Here is a 17,908-nt window from a genome sequence, read left to right on the forward strand (position 1 = left end):
CGGCTGGCGGAAACATCTATTCCCGGCGAGCCCGGAGAGCCATTCGGGGGCTCAGCCGCCGTCGTCCGGGAGCTTCAGCACCCACCACTCGATTCCCTGCGCGCCGTCGTCCGCGAGGAAGAAGACCTTCCGCTCCGCGCGCGTGAAGAAGTACGGGAACGAGCCGAGCTGTCCCGGCGCCAGCTCCTGTCGCAACCGCGTGCCTGGCCTGGTGCCGTCGGTCTCCCAGAGCTCCGCGCCGTTGATGCCGTCGTCCGCGTGGAAGAGCGCTGTCGTGCCCACGCCCGTCATCCAGCGAGGCTCCGAGTGCGCGGGGCCCGGATGGATGTCCTTCACGAGGAAGGCGCTGCCCGGAGCGCCGCCAGCACGCCACAGCTCGATGCCATGGGTGCCGTCATCGGCGCTGAAGAGCACGCTCGAACCGAGCGCTCCGAACCAGAGGGGATAGGAACCCTCCGGACCTGGCTGCACGTCGAAGGCGAGCGCGGTGCCGCTCCCGGTGCCGTCGCTGACCCAGGGCTCGCGGCCCGCGTCGGGGTCCGCCGCCGCGAAGAAGACGCGGTCTCCCGCCACCGTGAAGGTGTCCGCGAAGGAGCTGCTCGGGCCCGGCCAGATATCCCGAAGGAGCCGGGTGCCCGCCTCGGTGCCGTCGCTGACCCAGGGCTCCTCGCCGTGCTCCTCCTCGTTGGCGGTGAAGACGAGCAACGAACCGAGCGCGGTGAGCGACGTGGGGAACGAGCCGACCGGACCCACGAAGATGTCCTTCAGCACGTGTGTCCCGGCCTCGGTGCCGTCGCTGACGCCCAGCTCCCAGCCGAGGCCAGGGAAGTTCGCGAGGAAGAAGATGCGCGAGCCCACCACCGTGAGCGCCCGCGGCGAGCTGTCCTCCGCGCCGGGGGCCAGGTCCTTGACGAGCGTGGTGCCCGCCGTGGTGCCGTCGGTGCGCCACAGCTCCTCGCCGTGGCTCGCGTCGCGGGCATTGAAGTACGCGAAGCCATCCAGCACGACGGGCGTCCCTTCGCCCTGGCTGCTGCCGGAGCCGGGTCGCAGGTCCTTCACCAACACGGTGCCTTCGGCGGTGCCGTCGGTGCGCCACAGCTCGCGGCCGCGGATGCCATCGTCCGCGAAGAAGAGGACCCGCGGGCCGACGACGAAGAAGTCGGAGGGCTCGGAGCCCAGGGGGCCGGGTCGCAGGTCCTTGATGAGCACGGTGCCCTCGGGCGTCCCGTTGGTGCGCCACGGCTCCTGGCCGATGCTGCCGTCGTCGGCGTCGAAGTAGAGCGTGTCGCCTCGGGTCGTCCACGCGCGGGTGTTGGCGCCGCCCGGCCCCGGGAAGAGGTCCTGGATGAGCCGGGCAGAGGGGATGGACTGCAGCGTGTCCTCGTCATCGCCCGTCCACAGCAGGCGCCGGGTGGCGACGCGGAAGTCGTAGCCCACGTCTCGCGCCCACAGCTCCGCGCCGGTGCCTCGCTCGTTCGCGGTGAAGAACACGCGCCGACCGCTGACGGTGAAGTCGCGCGCGGCGGACGAGAATGCACCTGGGGCCAGGTCCTCCAGTCGGGAGGTGCCGCGTCCGGAGCCATTGCTGCTCCAGGGCTCGTGTCCCTTCCCGGGCTCGTGCGCGGAGAAGTAGAGCCGGCCCTTGGCTTCGCGCAGGAATGCGAGGGCGGAGCCCCGTGAGCCGGGGACGATGTCCTTGACGAGCACGGTACCTTCGGGCGTGCCGTCCGTGCGCCACAGCTCGTCGCCGTGCTCGGGAGTCCAGGCGGAGAAGTAGAGGCGCCCCTCCATCGTGGTGAGCTCACGGGGGTTGGAGCTGGCGGGGCCCTGCGCGATGTCGCGCACGGGGAAGGTGCCGAGCACGGAGCCATCGCTGCGCCACAGCTCATCTCCGTGGTCGGGGAAGCTGGTGACGAAGAAGAAGAGGTTGCCAGCGGCGCGAGCGCGCAAGGGCCCATCGTAGGAGGGGAACGGGATGTCCCTGAGTCGCACCGTGCCGTTCATTCCGCCGTCGCTCGTCCAGAGCGCGAGTGTCGAGGGGCCGCCGGGAACGTCCTCGTCCTGCTCGTAGCTCACGAAGAAGAAGAGGCGTCCGTTCACCTCGGTAAGCGCCCTGGGGCGCACGATGACGCCAGGCGGGGCGTCGATGCCCTTCACGGCGACGGTGCCACCAGTGGTGCCGTCGCTGCTCCAGAGGACGCGGTCGACGAAGAAGTAGAGCCGGCCTTGCGCCGCGACGAGCGGAGAGGGGTAGGCGCCAGAGGGACCTTCCGCGATGTCCCTCACCAGCGCGGTGCCCGCCTCGGTGCCATCCGTGCGCCACAGCTCGATACCGGATTGGCCATCATGGGCGAGGAAGAAGAGGTGCTCGCCGAGCTGGATGAGGCTCTCTGGATTTGAGCCCAGGGAGCCGGGCCGCAGGTCCACGACCATGCGGGTGTTCGAGGCCTTGCCGTCGCTGCGCCACAGCTCCTCTCCGTGCACGCCGTCATGGGCGACGAAGTAGAGCGTGTTCCCGACGGCGGTGAGTTCGCGAGGCTCCGAGCCGAGGGGACCTGGGCGGAGGTCCTTGACGAGCAGGGTGCCCCGGTCCGAGCCGTCGCTCTTGAAGAGCTCTGCGCCTCGCGAGCGGTCCGTGGCGACGAAGAAGAGGAGCCCGTTGACGTCGGTCAGCTCGCGCGGACCGGAGCTGAGGCGGCCTCCCGCGATGTCGTCCACGGGGTACGGCGAGTCCATCACGTCGGGGGTGGCACCCAGCCTTCCCGTCGACAAGGTGTCCGCGTCTCCACCTCCACAACAGAGGGCGGAGACCAGCAGCGTGAGGAATAATGACAAAGGCAGGAGCGGCAACGCCATGATAGACACCGTTCTTCGCGCGACATTGCTCGCGCGAGTGGGCGCCAAAGGTGGCTCGCTCCGGCCTCGTGAGAAGCCTCCCTCCGAGGGTAGAAAACCATCTGGAATTGGATTGTCTGAATCCGTGAGTGATTGCTTCAGAACCTCGGTCTGGCGGATGAGATGGGGGCAAGGGCCGTATCGATGGTGACCGACTCCAGGCTGCCGTGGAGCCGGATTCCCTCCGTGCCCCCCGCGGGGCAGTTCTCGCTGTGGCTGTACATGAAGATGCTTGCGCTTCCCATCCCTCCACCTCCTTCGTTGACGTCCACGGTCGAGGTCCCCGAATAGACCTCCAGGCCGCTGGCGTTGTATGCCTTCACGAACACTTGGTGTTGCAGCCCCACGGGGACATCCGTGATTGCGCCACGAACGGCGTCGCTCGTCACATCGAGGGACACGGGACCGATGGCTCGAACCGGTCCCTGCACAGACGCCGTCGCCGTCACGACACCGCAGGGGTCCGTCGCCAGGGGGACGGAAACCCGGACGGCGTACGTGGTCACGCCCGCATCTTGTCCTGTGACCTCATCCGCACTACAGGCCACGAGCAGCGCACAGCTTCCCCCCAGCATCACATTCCACATGGCTCGCTGCATATGTCCTCTCGGGTCGGGCATGGCCTCGCGTTCGGGCAGATAGGCAAAACGAATGAACGCGATGATGAGAGTAGAGGGGAGGGGCCCGCCTCGGTCAAATGGCTGTCGCCGGATACAATCGCGTCGTCAGGACCTCCCAAGAGCAGACGGTGCACGTGCCTCTGCACGCTGTGCAGCGGAAGCGACCCACGGGCACCACTCGCACCAGCGCAGGGCGGCCCACCCCGGGAGCCCCTCTCCTCGGGGCCCATCCAATACCAACCCACTTCAGTTGATGCGCGCCAGGCTGTCGTGGGCCCGCAGTCCCAGCCTCTTCCAGGTCAGGACTGTCGTGTGGCCTCGCGGGGGGGCTCCACGAACGCTCAGAACGGACTGTCCGCGCCGCGCGTCGGCAACACCGACACGCCGCCGGACAGGTATGCGTCGATGGACTTCGCCGCCTCACGTCCGTCGGACAGCGCCCAGACGATGAGGCTCGCGCCCCGGCTGGCGTCCCCCGCGCTGTAGACGCCGTCCGCCGAGGTGGCGAAGCGCTTGTCCACCTGCACCGTGCCGCGAGGGGAGAGCGCCACGCCCAGGTCGTCCACCAGTCCCGTCGTCTCCGGGCCGGTGAAGCCCATCGCCAGGATCAGCAGGTCCACCTCGAGCGTCGTCTCGGAGCCTGCAACCTCCACCAGCCTCGGGCCGCCTCCGACGGCGCGCTGCACCTCCACCTTCACGGCGTGCAGGGTCTCCAGCTTCCCGTCCGTGCCGACCAGTCGCTTCGTCTGCATCGCGAAGCCGCGCTCGCCGCCTTCCTCCTGGCTCGACGAGGTGCGGAAGACCACGGGCCACCGGGGCCACGGATTGTCGAGCGCGCGCACGGACGGAGGCGCGGGGAACAACTCAATCTGCTGCACGCTCTTCGCGCCCTGCCGCAGCGCCGTGCCCAGGCAGTCCGAACCCGTGTCACCACCGCCCAGGATGACCACGCGCTTACCCGCGGCATTCAGTCGCGCCTGCGCTTCGCCATGCCCACCCACGAGCCGGTTCTGGTGCTCCAGGTACTCCATCGCCTGCACCACGCCGCTCAGCTCGCGACCAGGCACTTCCAGCTCACGCGCCCGTCGAGCCCCCATCGCCAGCAGCAGCGCATCATGTCGCCCACGCAGCTCGCGGAAGCTCACCGAGCCACCCACGTCCACGCCCGTGCGGAACACCACGCCCTCCGCCTCCATCAGCGCGATACGCCGGTCCACCACGGACTTCTCCAGCTTGAAGTCCGGAATGCCGTAGCGCAGCAGTCCACCGGCCCGTGCGTCGCGCTCGTACACCGTGACGCTGTGCCCGGCCGCGTTGAGCTGCGCCGCCGCCGCCAGCCCCGCGGGCCCCGAGCCCACCACGCCCACGGTGCGCCCCGTGCGCCGCGTGGGAGGCCGAGGCTTCACCCAGCCCTCCGCGAAGGCGCGCTCGGAGATCTCCTTCTCCATCTGCTCGATGGTCACCGCATCGCTGTCGATGGCCAGCACGCACGCGGCCTCGCACGGCGCGGGGCACAGCCGGCCCGTCATCTCCGGGAAGCCGTTGGTGCGCGAGAGGATGTCGTAGGCCTCGCGCCAGCGACCCCGGTACACGGCCTCGTTGAAGTCCGGGATGAGGTTTCCCAGGGGACAACCCTGGTGACAGAAGGGGACGCCACAGTCCATGCAGCGTCCGGCCTGTCGCTTCGCCTCCTCGGGCGCGAGGGGCAGGGCGTACTCGCGATAGTCGCCCAGCCGCTCCTGCTTCTCGCGCTTGTGCGGGTGGACGCGGTCCCACTCCATGAATCCGGTCGGCTTGCCCATGGTTCAGCCCCTCCCGCCGACGACGTGTTGGAGCTGCGCCCCCACCTGGGTCTCCGGTGGCTTCTTCGCCGCGCGTCGCGCCTGCAACACGCGCTTGTAGTCCGTCGGCATCACCTTCACGAACCGGGGCACCATCAGCTCCCAGTTGTCCAGCACCCGCCGAGCCAGCGCGCTGTGCGTGTGCCGCTGGTGTCGCTCAATCATCCCGTGCACGAGCCAGATCTCCGACTCGTCCACCAGTGACTCCAGCTCCACCATCTCCAGATTGCACCGCTGCCGGAACGTCGTCTCCCGGTCCAACACGTACGCGGTGCCGCCACTCATGCCCGCCGCGAAGTTGCGGCCCGTGGCGCCCAGCACCACCACCACGCCGCCCGTCATGTACTCGCAGCCGTGGTCTCCCACGCCTTCCACCACCGCCTGCGCGCCGCTGTTGCGCACCGCGAAGCGCTCGCCCGCGAGTCCGCGCAGATACACCTCTCCGGCCGTGGCGCCGTAGAGGGCCGTGTTGCCCACCAGCACGTTCTCCTCCGCCACGAAGCGGCTGGACTGGTGCGGATAGACGATGATGCGTCCGCCGGAGAGGCCCTTGCCCACGTAGTCGTTGGCATCGCCCTCCAGCTCCAGCGTCACACCCGAGACGAGGAACGCGCCGAAGCTCTGGCCCGCGGAGCCCTTCATCCGGATGTGCAGCCGTCCATCCGGAAGCCCTCGCGCCCCATGCTTCTTCGCAATCTCGCCGGAGAGCATGGCGCCCACCGCGCGATGCGTGTTGCTCACCGGCCGCGTCAACAGCATGGCGGGTCCACCGTCCAGCACCGCCTTCGCGTCGCGAAGCAGCTCGTGGTCCAGGTGGTCCGACACATCCTTGGAGCGGGGCACCTTGCAGTGGCGCGGCTCGCTCTCCGGAGCAGCGGGCGCGGCCAGGAGCGCGGAGAGGTCCACGCGGCGCGCCTTCCAGTGGTCCACCGCCGCGCGCTGGCGCAGCAGGTCCACCCGGCCTACCAACTCCTCCAACGTCCGGGCACCCAGCGCCGCCATCTTGCGCCGCAGGTCCTCCGCGATGAGCAGGAAGAAGTTCACCACGTCCTCCGGCTTGCCCTGGAAGCGCGCGCGCAGCGCGGGGTCCTGCGTGGCGATGCCGGCCGAGCACGTGTTGAGGTGGCACTTGCGCAGCATCACGCAGCCCACGGCCACGAGGCTCGCGGTGGCCATGCCGAACTCCTCGGCGCCCAGCAGCGCGGCTACCAGCACGTCGCGCGCGGTGCGCAGGCCTCCGTCCGCCTGTACGCGGATTCGCTCGCGCAGCCCGTTGTGCACCAGCACCTGCTGCGTCTCCGCGAGCCCCAGCTCCCACGGCAGGCCCGCGTGGTGGATGCTGGAGATGGGGGACGCTCCCGTGCCGCCCTCATAGCCGGAGATGACGACGCAGCCCGCGCCCGCCTTCGCCACGCCCGCGGCGATGGTGCCCACGCCCACCTCGCTCACCAGCTTCACGCTCACCCGGGCCTTCGGGTTGGTGGACTGGAGGTCGTAGATGAGCTGCGCCAGGTCCTCGATGGAGTAGATGTCGTGGTGCGGGGGAGGGGAGATGAGCGTCACGCCCGGCGTGGACCAGCGGACCTTGGCGATGCGCTCGTCCACCTTGTGGCCCGGCAGTTGTCCACCCTCGCCAGGCTTGGCGCCCTGGGCGACCTTGATCTGCAGTTCGTCCGCGTTGACCAGGTACTCCGTGGTGACGCCGAAGCGCGCGCTCGCCACCTGTTTGATGGCGCTGCGGCGCAAGTCACCGTGCTCGTCCGGCTGGTAGCGCCGCGACTCCTCGCCGCCTTCTCCGCTGTTGGACCTGCCACCCAGCCGGTTCATCGCGATGGCCAGCGTCTCGTGGGCCTCCGCGCTGATGGAGCCGAAGGACATGGCGCCCGTGACGAAGCGACGCGCCAGGGACAAGGCCGGCTCTACTTCCTCCACCGGGATGGGACGACAACCCTCGGTGACGACCTCCAGGAGACCGCGCAGGTTGCAGTGCTCGTGCGTCTCGTCGTCCGCCAGCTTTGAGTACTCCGCGAACTGCGCCGCGTCGTTGCCACGCACCGCCGCCTGGAGCTTGGCAATCGTCGCCGGGTTCCACTTGTGTCGCTCGCCCTGCCTCCGCCAGCGGTACTGGCCGCCCACCGGGACCTGGCCCTCCGCCGCCTCGAAGCCTCGCGCGTGGCGTTCGGCGACTTCGCGTCCCAGCTCGGGCAGGCCCACGCCCTCCACGCGAGAGGACGTGCCGGTGAAGTGGCGCTCAATCAGGCCGCGCTGAAGCCCCACCGCCTCGAACAGTTGGGAGCCCCGGTAGGACTGGAGCGTGGAGATGCCCATCTTGGACATCACCTTCATCAGCCCTTCCTCCACGGCGTGGATGAAGCGCTCCTGCGCCTTCTCCGCGTCCACGCCCAGCTCGCCCCCGTCCGCCAGTGCCCTCACCGTGTCGAGCGCCAGGTACGGATTCACCGCCGCCGCGCCGTAGCTGAAGAGGCAGGCGAAGTGGTGCACCTCGCGCGCTTCCGCTGTCTCCAAGAGCAGGCCCGTGTACATGCGGATGCCGTCGCGGACCAGGCGCTGGTGCACCGCCGACATGGCCAGCAGCGCGGGGATGGCCCCGTGCGCGGCGTCCACGCCTCTGTCACTCAAGAGCAGGATGCTCGCGCCCGCATCCACCGCGTCCACGGCCGCCGCGCACAGCTTCTCCACCGCGACTTCCAGCGCGCCCTCGCCGCCGTTCAACGGATAGAGCAGCGACACGCGCTTCGTCTCGAACAGACCCTCGCCGTGGATGGACGCGAGCCGCGCGAGCTGTCCGTTGGTGAGGATGGGGCCCGGCAGCGAGAGCCGGTGGCACTGCTCCGGCGTCTCCTCGAAGGTGTTGCTCTCCGGGCCCAGCGCCGTCGCCAGCGTCATCACCAGCGACTCGCGCAGCGGATCGATGGGCGGGTTGGTCACCTGCGCGAAGAGCTGGTGGAAGTACGAGAAGAGGCTGGGGGCCTGGTCGCTGAGCACCGCGAGCGGCGTGTCCGTGCCCATGGAGCCCACCGGCTCCTTGCCCGTCTCCGCCATCGGGGTGATGACCGAGCGGATGTCCTCCACCGTGTAGCCGAACGCGCCCTGCAGCCGCGTCAGCTCATCGCCGCGCAGTCGCTCCGGCGCGGCGACGGTGGGCAAGTCATCGAAGGTGAAGACGTTGCGTTGAAGCCAGCGACGGTAGGGCCAGCGCGTGCTGATGTCGCGCTTCACCTCCTCGTCCTCCAGGATGCGTCCCTCGGTGGTGTCCACCAGCAGCATGCGGCCCGGCGTCAGGCGACCCTTGCGGCGCACCTGCGAGGGCGGCACGTCGATGACGCCCGTCTCCGAGGCGAGGATGATGCGGTCATCCTCCGTGACGAGGTAGCGCGCCGGACGCAGGCCGTTGCGGTCCAACGTCGCGCCGATGAGCTGCCCGTCCGTGAAGGCGATGGCCGCGGGCCCGTCCCACGGCTCCAGCAGCGCGGAGGAGTATTCGTAGAACGCGCGCTTCTCGTCCGCCATGTGCGCGTCGCCCTCCCACGCCTCCGGAATCATCATCATCATCGCGTGGGGCAGGGTGCGGCCGCCCAGGTAGAGCAGCTCCACCATGTTGTCGAACTGGGCGGAGTCGCTCTTGCCCGGGACGATGATGGGCCACAGCGGCTCCAGGCTCCCGCCCAGTCGCGCCGTCTGGAGCAGCCCACGCCGAGCCGTCATCCAGTTGCGATTGCCACGCAGGGTATTGATTTCGCCGTTGTGCGCGATGAAGCGGAACGGTTGCGCCAGCTCCCACGTGGGGAACGTGTTGGTGGAGAAGCGCGAGTGCACCAGCCCCAGCGCGCTGACGAACTCCGTGTGCTGGAGGTCCGGGTAGAAGCGCGGCAGGTCCGCGGGGAGCAAGAGGCCCTTGTAGACGAGCGTCTCCGAGGAGAGGCTCGCCAGGTGGAAGCGGCCCTTCGGGTCCACGCCGCGCGCCAGCACGCGGTTCTCGGTCAGCTTGCGGATGCGGTACAGCTTGCGCTCGAAGGCGCTGGGCACCACGCGTCTCCGCGCGATGAACAACTGGCGGATGACGGGCGCGGCCTCGCGAGCCACCGGCCCCAGGTGCTCCGGCGCCACCGGGACGTCGCGCCAGCCGAGCACGCGCTGACCCTCCTCGGTGACGACCTCCTCCAGCACCGCCTCGCACGCGGCCCGCGCCTCCACTTCCTGCGGAAGAAATACCTGCGCCACGCCGTACTGCCGGCGCGGAGGCAGCTCGAAGCCCAGCTCCGGCGCCTCGTGCTCGAAGAAGCGGTGCGGGAGCTGCACGAGGATGCCCGCGCCATCTCCCGTCCGAGGATCCTTCCCCGCCGCCGCCCGGTGACTCAGGCGGTTGAGCAGCTCCAGGGCGTCCTCGACGATGCCTCGAGAGCGCTCACCTCGCAGGTGAGCCACGAAGCCCACTCCGCAGGCGTCGTGTTCGGTCTCAGGCTCATAGAGGCCGTACCGGCCGGGGGGGAGGGTCGCGGTCATCAACTTCCCCTTTCCCGCGTGACGCGGGATGTCGTCGCTGTTGTCGCTACACGCTAACGCGACGCGTTGACTCCCGTAAAGAAGTCGCGGGCGAGGGGCCGGTGGTCGGGCGGTGGACCGAGGGGCCTTGCCGGCCACCCCCAAGCCGGAGGCTTTCGTCAATGGGTGGGCAGTCGATTGCCCTCGAGGGAGGGGCTGCCTCGACATGTCTTGGGAGGAGCCCGCCGTGGTGGGTAGACAGGGCGCGGCCGGGATTCGCTATGAAGCGGCGCCCGCGCGAGCTTCTCTCGCACGGCGTCATGAGGACCGCGCCATGCCCTACACCCCCATCATCGGCACCCTGGGCTACGTGATGTCGCCGGACCGGCAGCGGGTGCTGCTCATCCACCGCAACGCCAGGCCCGAGGATGCGCACCTGGGCAAGTACAACGGGCTGGGCGGGAAGATGGAGCGCGACGAGGACGTGGCGGCATGCATGCGCCGCGAGATTCGCGAGGAGGCGGGCATTGAATGCACCCGCATGGTCCTCCGCGGCACGCTGTCCTGGCCCGGCTTCGGCAAACAGGGGGAGGACTGGCTCGGCTTCGTCTTCCGCATCGACGCCTTCGAGGGCACGCCGCTGGAGCGCAACGCGGAGGGCTCGCTGTCCTGGGTGCCGCTCACCGAGCTGCCCCACCTGCCCATGTGGGACGGAGACAGGCACTTCCTGCCGCTCGTGTTCGACGAGGACCCCCGGCCGTTTCACGGCGTCATGCCGTATTCCGGGGGACGCGCGTTGAGCTGGAATTACACGCGACTCTGAATCACGTGGTGTCTGGGTTGCCGCGCGGACAGTGCGTGTATTTGAGACTGTGATGAAAACAATGTGCTCGGGTTGACCGTGCGCGTTGACGAGCCCTGGCTTGTCGGCGTAGTTCTAGGTGCATCCGAATATGAGAATGATTCTCAGTTTCGATACGCCTTCCGTGGAGGGTGGCCCGCCGGCCGAGCGGAGCGCGGAGTCGTCCGGGCGGTTGTTCCGTCTGGGCGAGTCGTCGGAAAGAGAAGGTCTCTGGGTGCGCTGGGGCTGGGCGCTCGTCGCGGCGGCGGTGGTGCACGTGGGTGGAGTCGCGGTGGGGCTGGCCCTGCCCGCGCGCGCGCAGAAGGCCCCGGTGGAGGAGGAGCCGGAGCTGGTGTTCCTCTCCTTCGCGCCTCCTCCTCCCGCGCCGGGGGGGCCGTCCCGTCCCGCCTCGGCCGAGCGGGCCTCGCGACAGGCCCGTCCTCGCATGTCGCGTCCGGTGATGGCTCCTCGGGCCCTGGTACCACCGGCGCCGAAGCCCGAGGTCGTCGAGCCCACGCCGCCCGAGGAGACTCCCGCCGCACCTGAGCCGACGAGCGAGCCCGAGGCCTCCGCGGAGGCGGCCTCCACGGACACCTCGGCTCCGAGCGTGCCGGGTGGAGTCGCGGGGGGCGTGGCGGGTGGCACCCAGGGCGGCATCGTGGGGGCGCCAGGTGGCATGGGTGAGGCAGTGGGGCTGGGGCAGGTGCTGCGGCCTCCGTCCGTCCTGAAGCAGCTCACGCCGGAGTACCCCCGACGGGCCCGCGTCGACGGCGTCCAGGGGCTCGTCCTGGTCCGCATCATCGTCGGCACCGACGGTGAGGTGGAGACCGAGCACACGCGGATCATCCGCTCCATTCCCATGCTCGACGCGGCGGCGATCGCCGCTGTCAATCGGTGGCGGTTCTCGCCGGCCATCGGACGTCACGGCAAGGCCGTGCGTGTCATCCTCGAGCTTCCCGTCCAGTTCTCCTTGAAGTGAAGCAGGCCATGGTCCTCCCGTTCCGCAAGACGCTCTTCTGGATTCACCTGGTCGTCGGGGTCGTCGTTGGCCTTGTCGTCGCCATCATGTCGGTGACGGGGGTGGCCATCGCCTTCGAGTCCCAGGTGCTCGAGTGGGCGGAGTCCGACGCTCGCACCGTGCCGGCTCCGGAGGCGGAGGCGCGGCGACTGTCCATCGAGGCGCTGGTGGCCAAGGTGCGTGAGGCGAAGCCCGAGGCCCAGGTGTCGGGTGTCACGGTGTATCCGTCCGCGACGGCCGCCGCGCAGGTGGCGCTGGGGCGCAGTGGTGTCGTCTTCGTCAATCCGTACACGGGCGAGGTGCGGGAGGGTGGGGCGAAGGGGTGGCGCGACTTCTTCCATGTGATGGAGGAGTGGCACCGGTGGCTCGCGACGAGCGGTGACGGTCGCCCCGTGGGCAAGGCGATCACGGGTGCGTCCAACGCGGGGTTCCTCTTCCTGGCGTTGTCGGGGCTCTACCTGTGGTGGCCGCGCAAGTGGACGCTGAAGACGGTGCGCCCGGTGGTGTGGTTTCGCGGTGGTTTGAAGGGCAAGGCGCGCGACTTCAACTGGCACAACGTCATCGGGCTCTGGAGCATGCCGGTGCTGGTCGTGCTCACGGCGTCGGGCATGGTCATCTCGTACAAGTGGGCTTCGGACTTCGTCTACACGGTGACAGGAAGCCCGGCGCCCGCGACGCAGGGGCCTCCGGGGTCCGCTGGCGTGAAGGTGACGCCGCCGGAGGGCGGAGCGCAGCGCAAGGAGTTGGGTGTGCTCCTCGCGACGGTCCAGGCGCAGGCGCCCGACTGGGCGAGCATCACGTATCGGCTGCCGTCGCCGCCCCGAGGAGCCGGTGGGCCGGGTGGACAAGGCAAGCCGTCCGAGACGCCGGCCGCGCAGTCAGCGGGAGCAGGGCAGGGCGAGGCGGGTTCTCGCACCGCGACTCCTGGTGGAGAGGGGGCGCGTCCCGCGCGCGGTGAGGCTGAGCGCACTGTCGAGAGTGGTGCACCTCGCGCCGAAGGTGAGCGTCGCGCTGAAGGCGAGCGCCGTGCCGAGGGTGCACCTCGCGCCGAAGGTGAGCGTCGCGCTGAAGGCGAGCGCCGTGCCGAGGGTGCACCTCGCGCCGAAGGTGAGCGTCGCGGCGAGGGCACGTCACGCGGAGGGAAGGGCGACTCCGACGGCAAGGTCGATGCCGTCACCTTCGCCGTGAAGCAGCAGGACGCCTGGCCGTTGTTCGCGTCCACGCAGTTCTCGGTGGACCCGTTCTCCGGCGCCGTCGCGAAGCGTGAGGGCTACGCGGACTTCAACACCGGACGCAAGCTGCGGACCTGGCTGCGCTTCCTCCACACCGGAGAAGCACTCGGTTGGGTGGGCCAGCTCATCGCGGCCCTCGCTTCGTTGGGCGGTGCCTTCCTCGTGTGGACCGGCCTCGCGCTGTCGTGGCGACGCTTCTTCCCGAAGCGCCGGCCCGAGACTTCGACGCCTGTGTCAGCAGCACCCGAGCCCGCGCCCGCGAGCTCGTCGGAGACCCCCGCCTAGGACACCTCGAAACGGGCGGGCGAGGTCCCCGCGACGCCCTCGGGGCGTCTCCTGGATTCAGTTGATTTTGAAAATCGAAGTCATTCGCAAATCTACTTGGAACGGGCCCCATGGGGCCGGGGAGTTGGAGAGAGTCATGTCGTTCATCAAGTCACGCAGCCCTGGAATCCGGACGAGCGCGGGTCACACCGGTGGAATTCGTTCCGCGCTGAAGCCCTGGGGCCCCGCCGTGGGTCTCGCGTCGGCGCTGGCGGCCGGTGGGGCGGTGGCGCAGGAGCAGCCAGCGCAGCAGGTTCCGGTGTCCGCGGAGGCGCAGGCCGCGCCGGTGGAAGGCGCGCCCGTGGAACCCCAGGCCACGCAGGCCAGCCCCGAGACGCAGGGCACCGAGGGACAGTTCACGCTGCCCACCGTGCAGGTCCAGGGAGAGTCAGAGGGCTATCAGGTCCGTGAGAGCTCGCTGCCTCGCGCCCAGCGCGCGCTGGTGAACACGGCGCAGTCCGTGACGGTGGTTCCCGAGGAGGTCCTCGAGGAGCAGCAGGCCACCACGGTGCGGGACGCGCTGCGCAACGTCTCCGGCATCACGATGAGCGCCGGCGAAGGCGGCCGGCAGGGCGACGCCTTCATCATGCGTGGCTTCTCCGCGCAGAACGACGTCTCCCGTGACGGCGCCAGGGACTTGGGCTGGTTCACCCGCGACACGTTCAACCTGGAGGGCGTGGAGGCGTACTTCGGTCCTTCCTCCGTGCTCTTCGGCCGTGGCTCCACGGGCGGCGCCATCAACCTGGTGACGAAGAAGCCCAAGCGCACGTCCTTCCAGGAAGTCGCCGTGAGCGGCGGCACCGCGCCGTCGGGCCGCGTCGAGGCGGACCTCAACGAGGCGGTGTCGGAGAACTTCCAGGCGCGCCTCAACCTCATGGGCCAGCTCGCCAACACGGCGGGCCGTGACGAGGTTCACGACAACCGGCTGGGCCTCGCGCCCTCGCTGCGCTTCAAGGTGGCGGAGCAGACCACGCTGGAACTGGACTATCTCTTCCAGCGTGAAGACGGCCTGCCCGACTACGGCGTGCCCTACTTCAACGGCAAGCCCGTCACGGAGACACTGGATGTGCCGCGCGGCAACTTCTACGGCGTGACGGCGGACACCGAGCGCGTGGATGCCCACGTCGCCACGGCGCGCCTCTCCCAGGGACTGGGCGAGCAGCTCCAGTTCACCAACACGCTGCGCTTCGGCCGCGTGGACCGCTTCGCCAGCCCCACCGCGCCGCGCGGGCTCACTCCGGCGGGCGCGCCGACCACCATCGGCCGGCAGCGCTTCCAGACGGAGACGGACAACTCCTTCGTCTCCAACCAGGCCACCGTGGGCGGAGAGCTGGAGACGGGCTTCGTCAAGCACACCGCGAACGCGGGCGTGGAGCTGTCGTGGGAGAAGCGCGGCCAGTCCCGTGACAACCTCAACGCGGTGGGTCTGCCCACCGGTCCCAACATCCCGGCGGACCTGTTCGAGCCAGACGCGGAGCCGGACCTGTCCGCGGTGTCGCCGGTGTTCTCCGGCTCCAACGTGAGCATCCAGCGCACGCTCGGCCTCTTCGCCGCGGACCAGGTGCAGCTCGGTCAATACCTGGAGCTGGTGGGCTCGCTGCGCTGGGACGTCTTCAACACGGACTACTCCACCACGGGCAACACCGGCGCCAAGTCGCGCCTGCGCAGCAGCGACCACCTCTTCAACTGGCGCGCGGGCGCCGTCCTGCACCCGACGGAGAAGGTGAGCGTCTACGGCATGTACGGCACCTCCTCCAGCCCCTCCGCGGAGCTGGGCTCGGTGTCCGCGGACACCGTGAGCCTGGACCCGGAGAAGAACGCCATCCTGGAGGCGGGCGCGAAGGCGGACCTGCTCGACGGGCGGCTCGGGCTGACGGGCGCGGTGTTCCGAATCACCAAGACGGACGCGCGCGTGCCCAACACGGACCCGGAGGGGCCGCCGCAGGTGCTCGAGGGTGAGCAGCGCGTGCAGGGCTTCAACGTCGGCATCGCCGGCACCATCGTCGAGCGCTGGAAGGTGCTCGCCAACTACACGCTGATGGACTCCGCCATCCTGGAGCACACCAACGCGTTCCTCGTAGGCCAGCGGCTGCCCAACACGCCGCGCCACAGCCTCTCCCTGTGGACGACGTACTCGCCGCTGAAGGACTTCACCGTGGGCGGCGGCGCCGTCTACCAGGACGTGACGAGCGTCAGCAATCCCACGGCGGCCACCACGGCCACCAGCTACGTGCCGAACTTCTGGCGCTTCGATGCCTTCGCCAGCTACGCGTTCGGAAAGGCACAGGTCCAGCTCAACGTCTACAACCTCACCGACACGCTGTATTACGACCAGTACTACGGCGGTCACGCCGTCCCCGCGGATGGGGTGTCGGCGCTGCTGACGGCGCGTTACCGCTTCTAGGCGAAAGGCTCGCGGTCATGATGTTGCACATTCCCAATGTCCTGACCGCGGCCGAGGTCGCCCGCTGCCGCACGGTGATGGAACAGGCGGACTGGACGGACGGCAGAGTCACCGCCGGCCACCAGTCCGTCCAGGTGAAGAAGAACCTCCAGCTCCCCGAGGGCGGCGCCGCCGCGCGGGAGCTGGGGGAGCTGGTGCTCGCGGGGCTGGAGCGCACGCCGCTCTTCATCTCCGCCGCGCTCCCGCAGCGCGTGTTTCCTCCGCTGTTCAACCGCTACGACACGAGCATGTCCTTCGGCTCGCACGTGGACGGCGCCATCCGCTTCCTTCCCGGGACGGGGCAGCGCGTGCGCACCGACGTGTCCGCGACGCTCTTCCTCTCCGAGCCGGACAGCTACGACGGCGGAGAGCTCGTCGTCGAGGACACGTACGGCCACCACGCGGTGAAGCTGCCCGCGGGGGACCTCATCCTCTATCCGTCGACGAGCCTGCACCACGTCACCCCGGTGACTCGGGGTGCGCGGCTGGCTTCGTTCTTCTGGATTCAGAGCATGGTGCGCGACGTGTCCCAGCGCGCCCTGCTGTTTGATCTGGACACCGCCATCATGCAGCTCAACCAGGAGGTGCCCAAGAGCCCCTCACTGGTCATGCTGACGGGCGTGTACCACAACCTGCTCCGCCAGTGGGCGGAGCCCTGACGGACCTCAGGTACCGCGGTCCTTGCGGACCACGACCTTGCGACCGCGAATCGTCGCAGCCTTCAGCGCGGCGATGACGCGGTTGGCATCCGGCTCCGGGACTTCCACGAGCGAGAACGCGTCGGTGATCTGGATGGCGCCGATCTGCGACGAGTCCAGGCCCGCCTCTCCCGCGATGGCGCCCACCAGGTCGGCGGGACGCATGCCCGCCACTCGGCCCGCGCCAATCCACAGCCGGGTGGTGTCCCACGACGGAGGACCCGCGGGGCGCTTGGGGCCTCGCTCGGTGCGAGCCGGACGCGAGCCCGGTCCGCTGGAGGGGCCGCCGGGGCGGCTCGTCCGCTCCTTGCGCTCCGTCATCGGCGCGGTGGCGGGAATCTCCTCCTCTTCCTTCGCGCGGCCTTCTTCCTGTGAGTCCTGGAGCAGCTTCACGGCCGCCGCGGCGATGTCGAGCGGCTCGAACTCGCCGGCCAGATCCTCCACGGTGCTGCGCAGCGACTCCAGTCCACCGGCCACCAGCGTCTCGCGCAGCGTGGCGCGCATCAGCTCCTGGCGCCGGGCCCGGAGGTCCGCCACGGTGGGGATGGTGGCCACCGTGATTCGCTGGCCGGTGACCTTCTCGATGTTGCGCAAGAGGCGAGTCTCGCGAGCCTCGACGAGGGTGATGGCCACGCCTTCGCGACCCGCGCGGCCGGTGCGGCCGATGCGGTGCACGTACGCCTCGGGGGCGTTGGGCACGTCGAAGTTCACCACGTGCGACAGGCGGGGGATGTCCAGGCCGCGCGCCGCGACGTCCGTGGCGACGAGCAGGTCGGTGCCATGGGACTTGAGCTGCTTGATGACGCGGTCTCTCTGCTCCTGCGTCATGCCGCCATGGAGCGCGTGGGCGCGCCAGCCCCGGCCGTTGAGGGAGACGGTGAGGTCGTCCACCTCGGTGCGGGTGCGGCAGAAGATGATGGCGGCGGTGGGGGACTCCACGTCCAGGAGCCGGCCCAGCGCGGCGATCTTGAACGAGCGCGGGACGACGTAAGCGGTCTGCCGGATGCGAGGCAGCTCACCTGGCTCCACCTTCTCCTTGGCGATGCGCACGCGCACCGGCTGGTGGAGGTGGCGCTCGGCGATGCTCGCGATGCGCGGAGGCAGGGTGGCGGAGAAGAGGGCCGTCTGACGGTTCTCGGGCGTCCCGGAGAGGATGGCCTCCAGGTCGTCGGCGAAGCCCATGTCGAGCATCTCGTCGGCCTCGTCGAGCACGACGGTGCGGACGTTCTCGAGTTGGAGCGTGCCCCGGCGCAGGTGGTCCAGGGCGCGGCCCGGGGTGGCGACGACGACGTCCACGCCGCGCTTGAGCACGCGCAGCTGCTGGCCGATGACCTGACCGCCGTACAGGGGGAGGACGGTGGCGCCGAGCTTCTGGCCGTAGCGGTGGATGGCCTCGGACACCTGCATGGCCAATTCGCGCGTGGGCACGAGCACCAGGGCGGAGGTGTTGTGGGGGCCGGCTTCTCCCGGCGTCAGGTGGTGGAGGAGGGGGA

The 17,908-nt window shown here is 69.6% G+C and carries 10 protein-coding genes; 5 read left to right on the forward strand and 5 right to left on the reverse strand.

Going from position 1 to position 17,908, the window contains the following annotated elements; all coding sequences use genetic code 11:
- Window positions 1-51: 51 nt before the first annotated feature.
- From HUW62_RS24775 to gltB, 4 genes are all read right to left on the reverse strand, one after another.
- Window positions 52-2,856 (reverse strand): ELWxxDGT repeat protein, encoded by a 2,805-nt coding sequence (locus HUW62_RS24775; protein ID WP_176435805.1) that lies wholly within the window; start codon window positions 2,854-2,856, stop codon window positions 52-54.
- A gap of 137 nt (window positions 2,857-2,993) precedes the next feature.
- Window positions 2,994-3,401, reverse strand: a complete 408-nt coding sequence (locus HUW62_RS24780; RefSeq protein WP_163867144.1) for a hypothetical protein — start codon at window positions 3,399-3,401, stop codon at window positions 2,994-2,996.
- A 455-nt stretch (window positions 3,402-3,856) separates the two neighbouring features.
- Window positions 3,857-5,317, reverse strand: coding sequence for a glutamate synthase subunit beta (locus HUW62_RS24785; RefSeq protein WP_176435806.1), 1,461 nt, complete (start codon window positions 5,315-5,317; stop codon window positions 3,857-3,859).
- A 3-nt stretch (window positions 5,318-5,320) separates the two neighbouring features.
- Window positions 5,321-9,880 carry a glutamate synthase large subunit gene (gene gltB, locus HUW62_RS24790; RefSeq protein ID WP_176435807.1) on the reverse strand — a complete coding sequence of 1,520 codons (4,560 nt, stop codon included), beginning with the start codon at window positions 9,878-9,880 and terminating at the stop codon, window positions 5,321-5,323.
- Between the two features lie 313 nt (window positions 9,881-10,193).
- Between gltB and HUW62_RS24795 the strand changes: the two genes are divergently transcribed.
- The 5 genes from HUW62_RS24795 (at window position 10,194) to HUW62_RS24815 (ending at window position 16,376) form a co-directional block, all read left to right on the forward strand.
- A complete protein-coding gene (locus tag HUW62_RS24795) occupies window positions 10,194-10,682 on the forward strand; it encodes an 8-oxo-dGTP diphosphatase (RefSeq protein WP_176435808.1) in 489 nt (162 codons plus the stop codon).
- Window positions 10,683-10,818: 136 nt separating this feature from the next.
- Complete coding sequence (locus HUW62_RS24800; RefSeq protein ID WP_176435809.1) at window positions 10,819-11,679, forward strand: energy transducer TonB; 861 nt, start codon at window positions 10,819-10,821, stop codon at window positions 11,677-11,679.
- A gap of 8 nt (window positions 11,680-11,687) precedes the next feature.
- On the forward strand, window positions 11,688-13,235 hold the full coding sequence (locus HUW62_RS24805; protein ID WP_176435810.1) for a PepSY-associated TM helix domain-containing protein: 1,548 nt from the start codon (window positions 11,688-11,690) through the stop codon (window positions 13,233-13,235).
- Window positions 13,236-13,371: 136 nt separating this feature from the next.
- Window positions 13,372-15,678, forward strand: a complete 2,307-nt coding sequence (locus tag HUW62_RS24810) for a TonB-dependent siderophore receptor (RefSeq protein ID WP_163867150.1) — start codon at window positions 13,372-13,374, stop codon at window positions 15,676-15,678.
- A 17-nt stretch (window positions 15,679-15,695) separates the two neighbouring features.
- Window positions 15,696-16,376: a Fe2+-dependent dioxygenase gene (locus tag HUW62_RS24815; RefSeq protein ID WP_163867151.1), complete on the forward strand. Its 681-nt coding sequence runs from the start codon at window positions 15,696-15,698 to the stop codon at window positions 16,374-16,376.
- A gap of 6 nt (window positions 16,377-16,382) precedes the next feature.
- On the opposite strand, the gene HUW62_RS24820 is transcribed toward HUW62_RS24815, so the two are convergent.
- Window positions 16,383-17,908 (reverse strand): DEAD/DEAH box helicase (locus HUW62_RS24820; RefSeq protein ID WP_176435811.1); only part of this gene is annotated, 1,526 nt, incomplete at its 5' end.

It is taken from the genome of Myxococcus sp. AM011 (assembly GCF_013372595.1).
Classification (GTDB): Bacteria; Myxococcota; Myxococcia; order Myxococcales; family Myxococcaceae; genus Myxococcus; species Myxococcus eversor.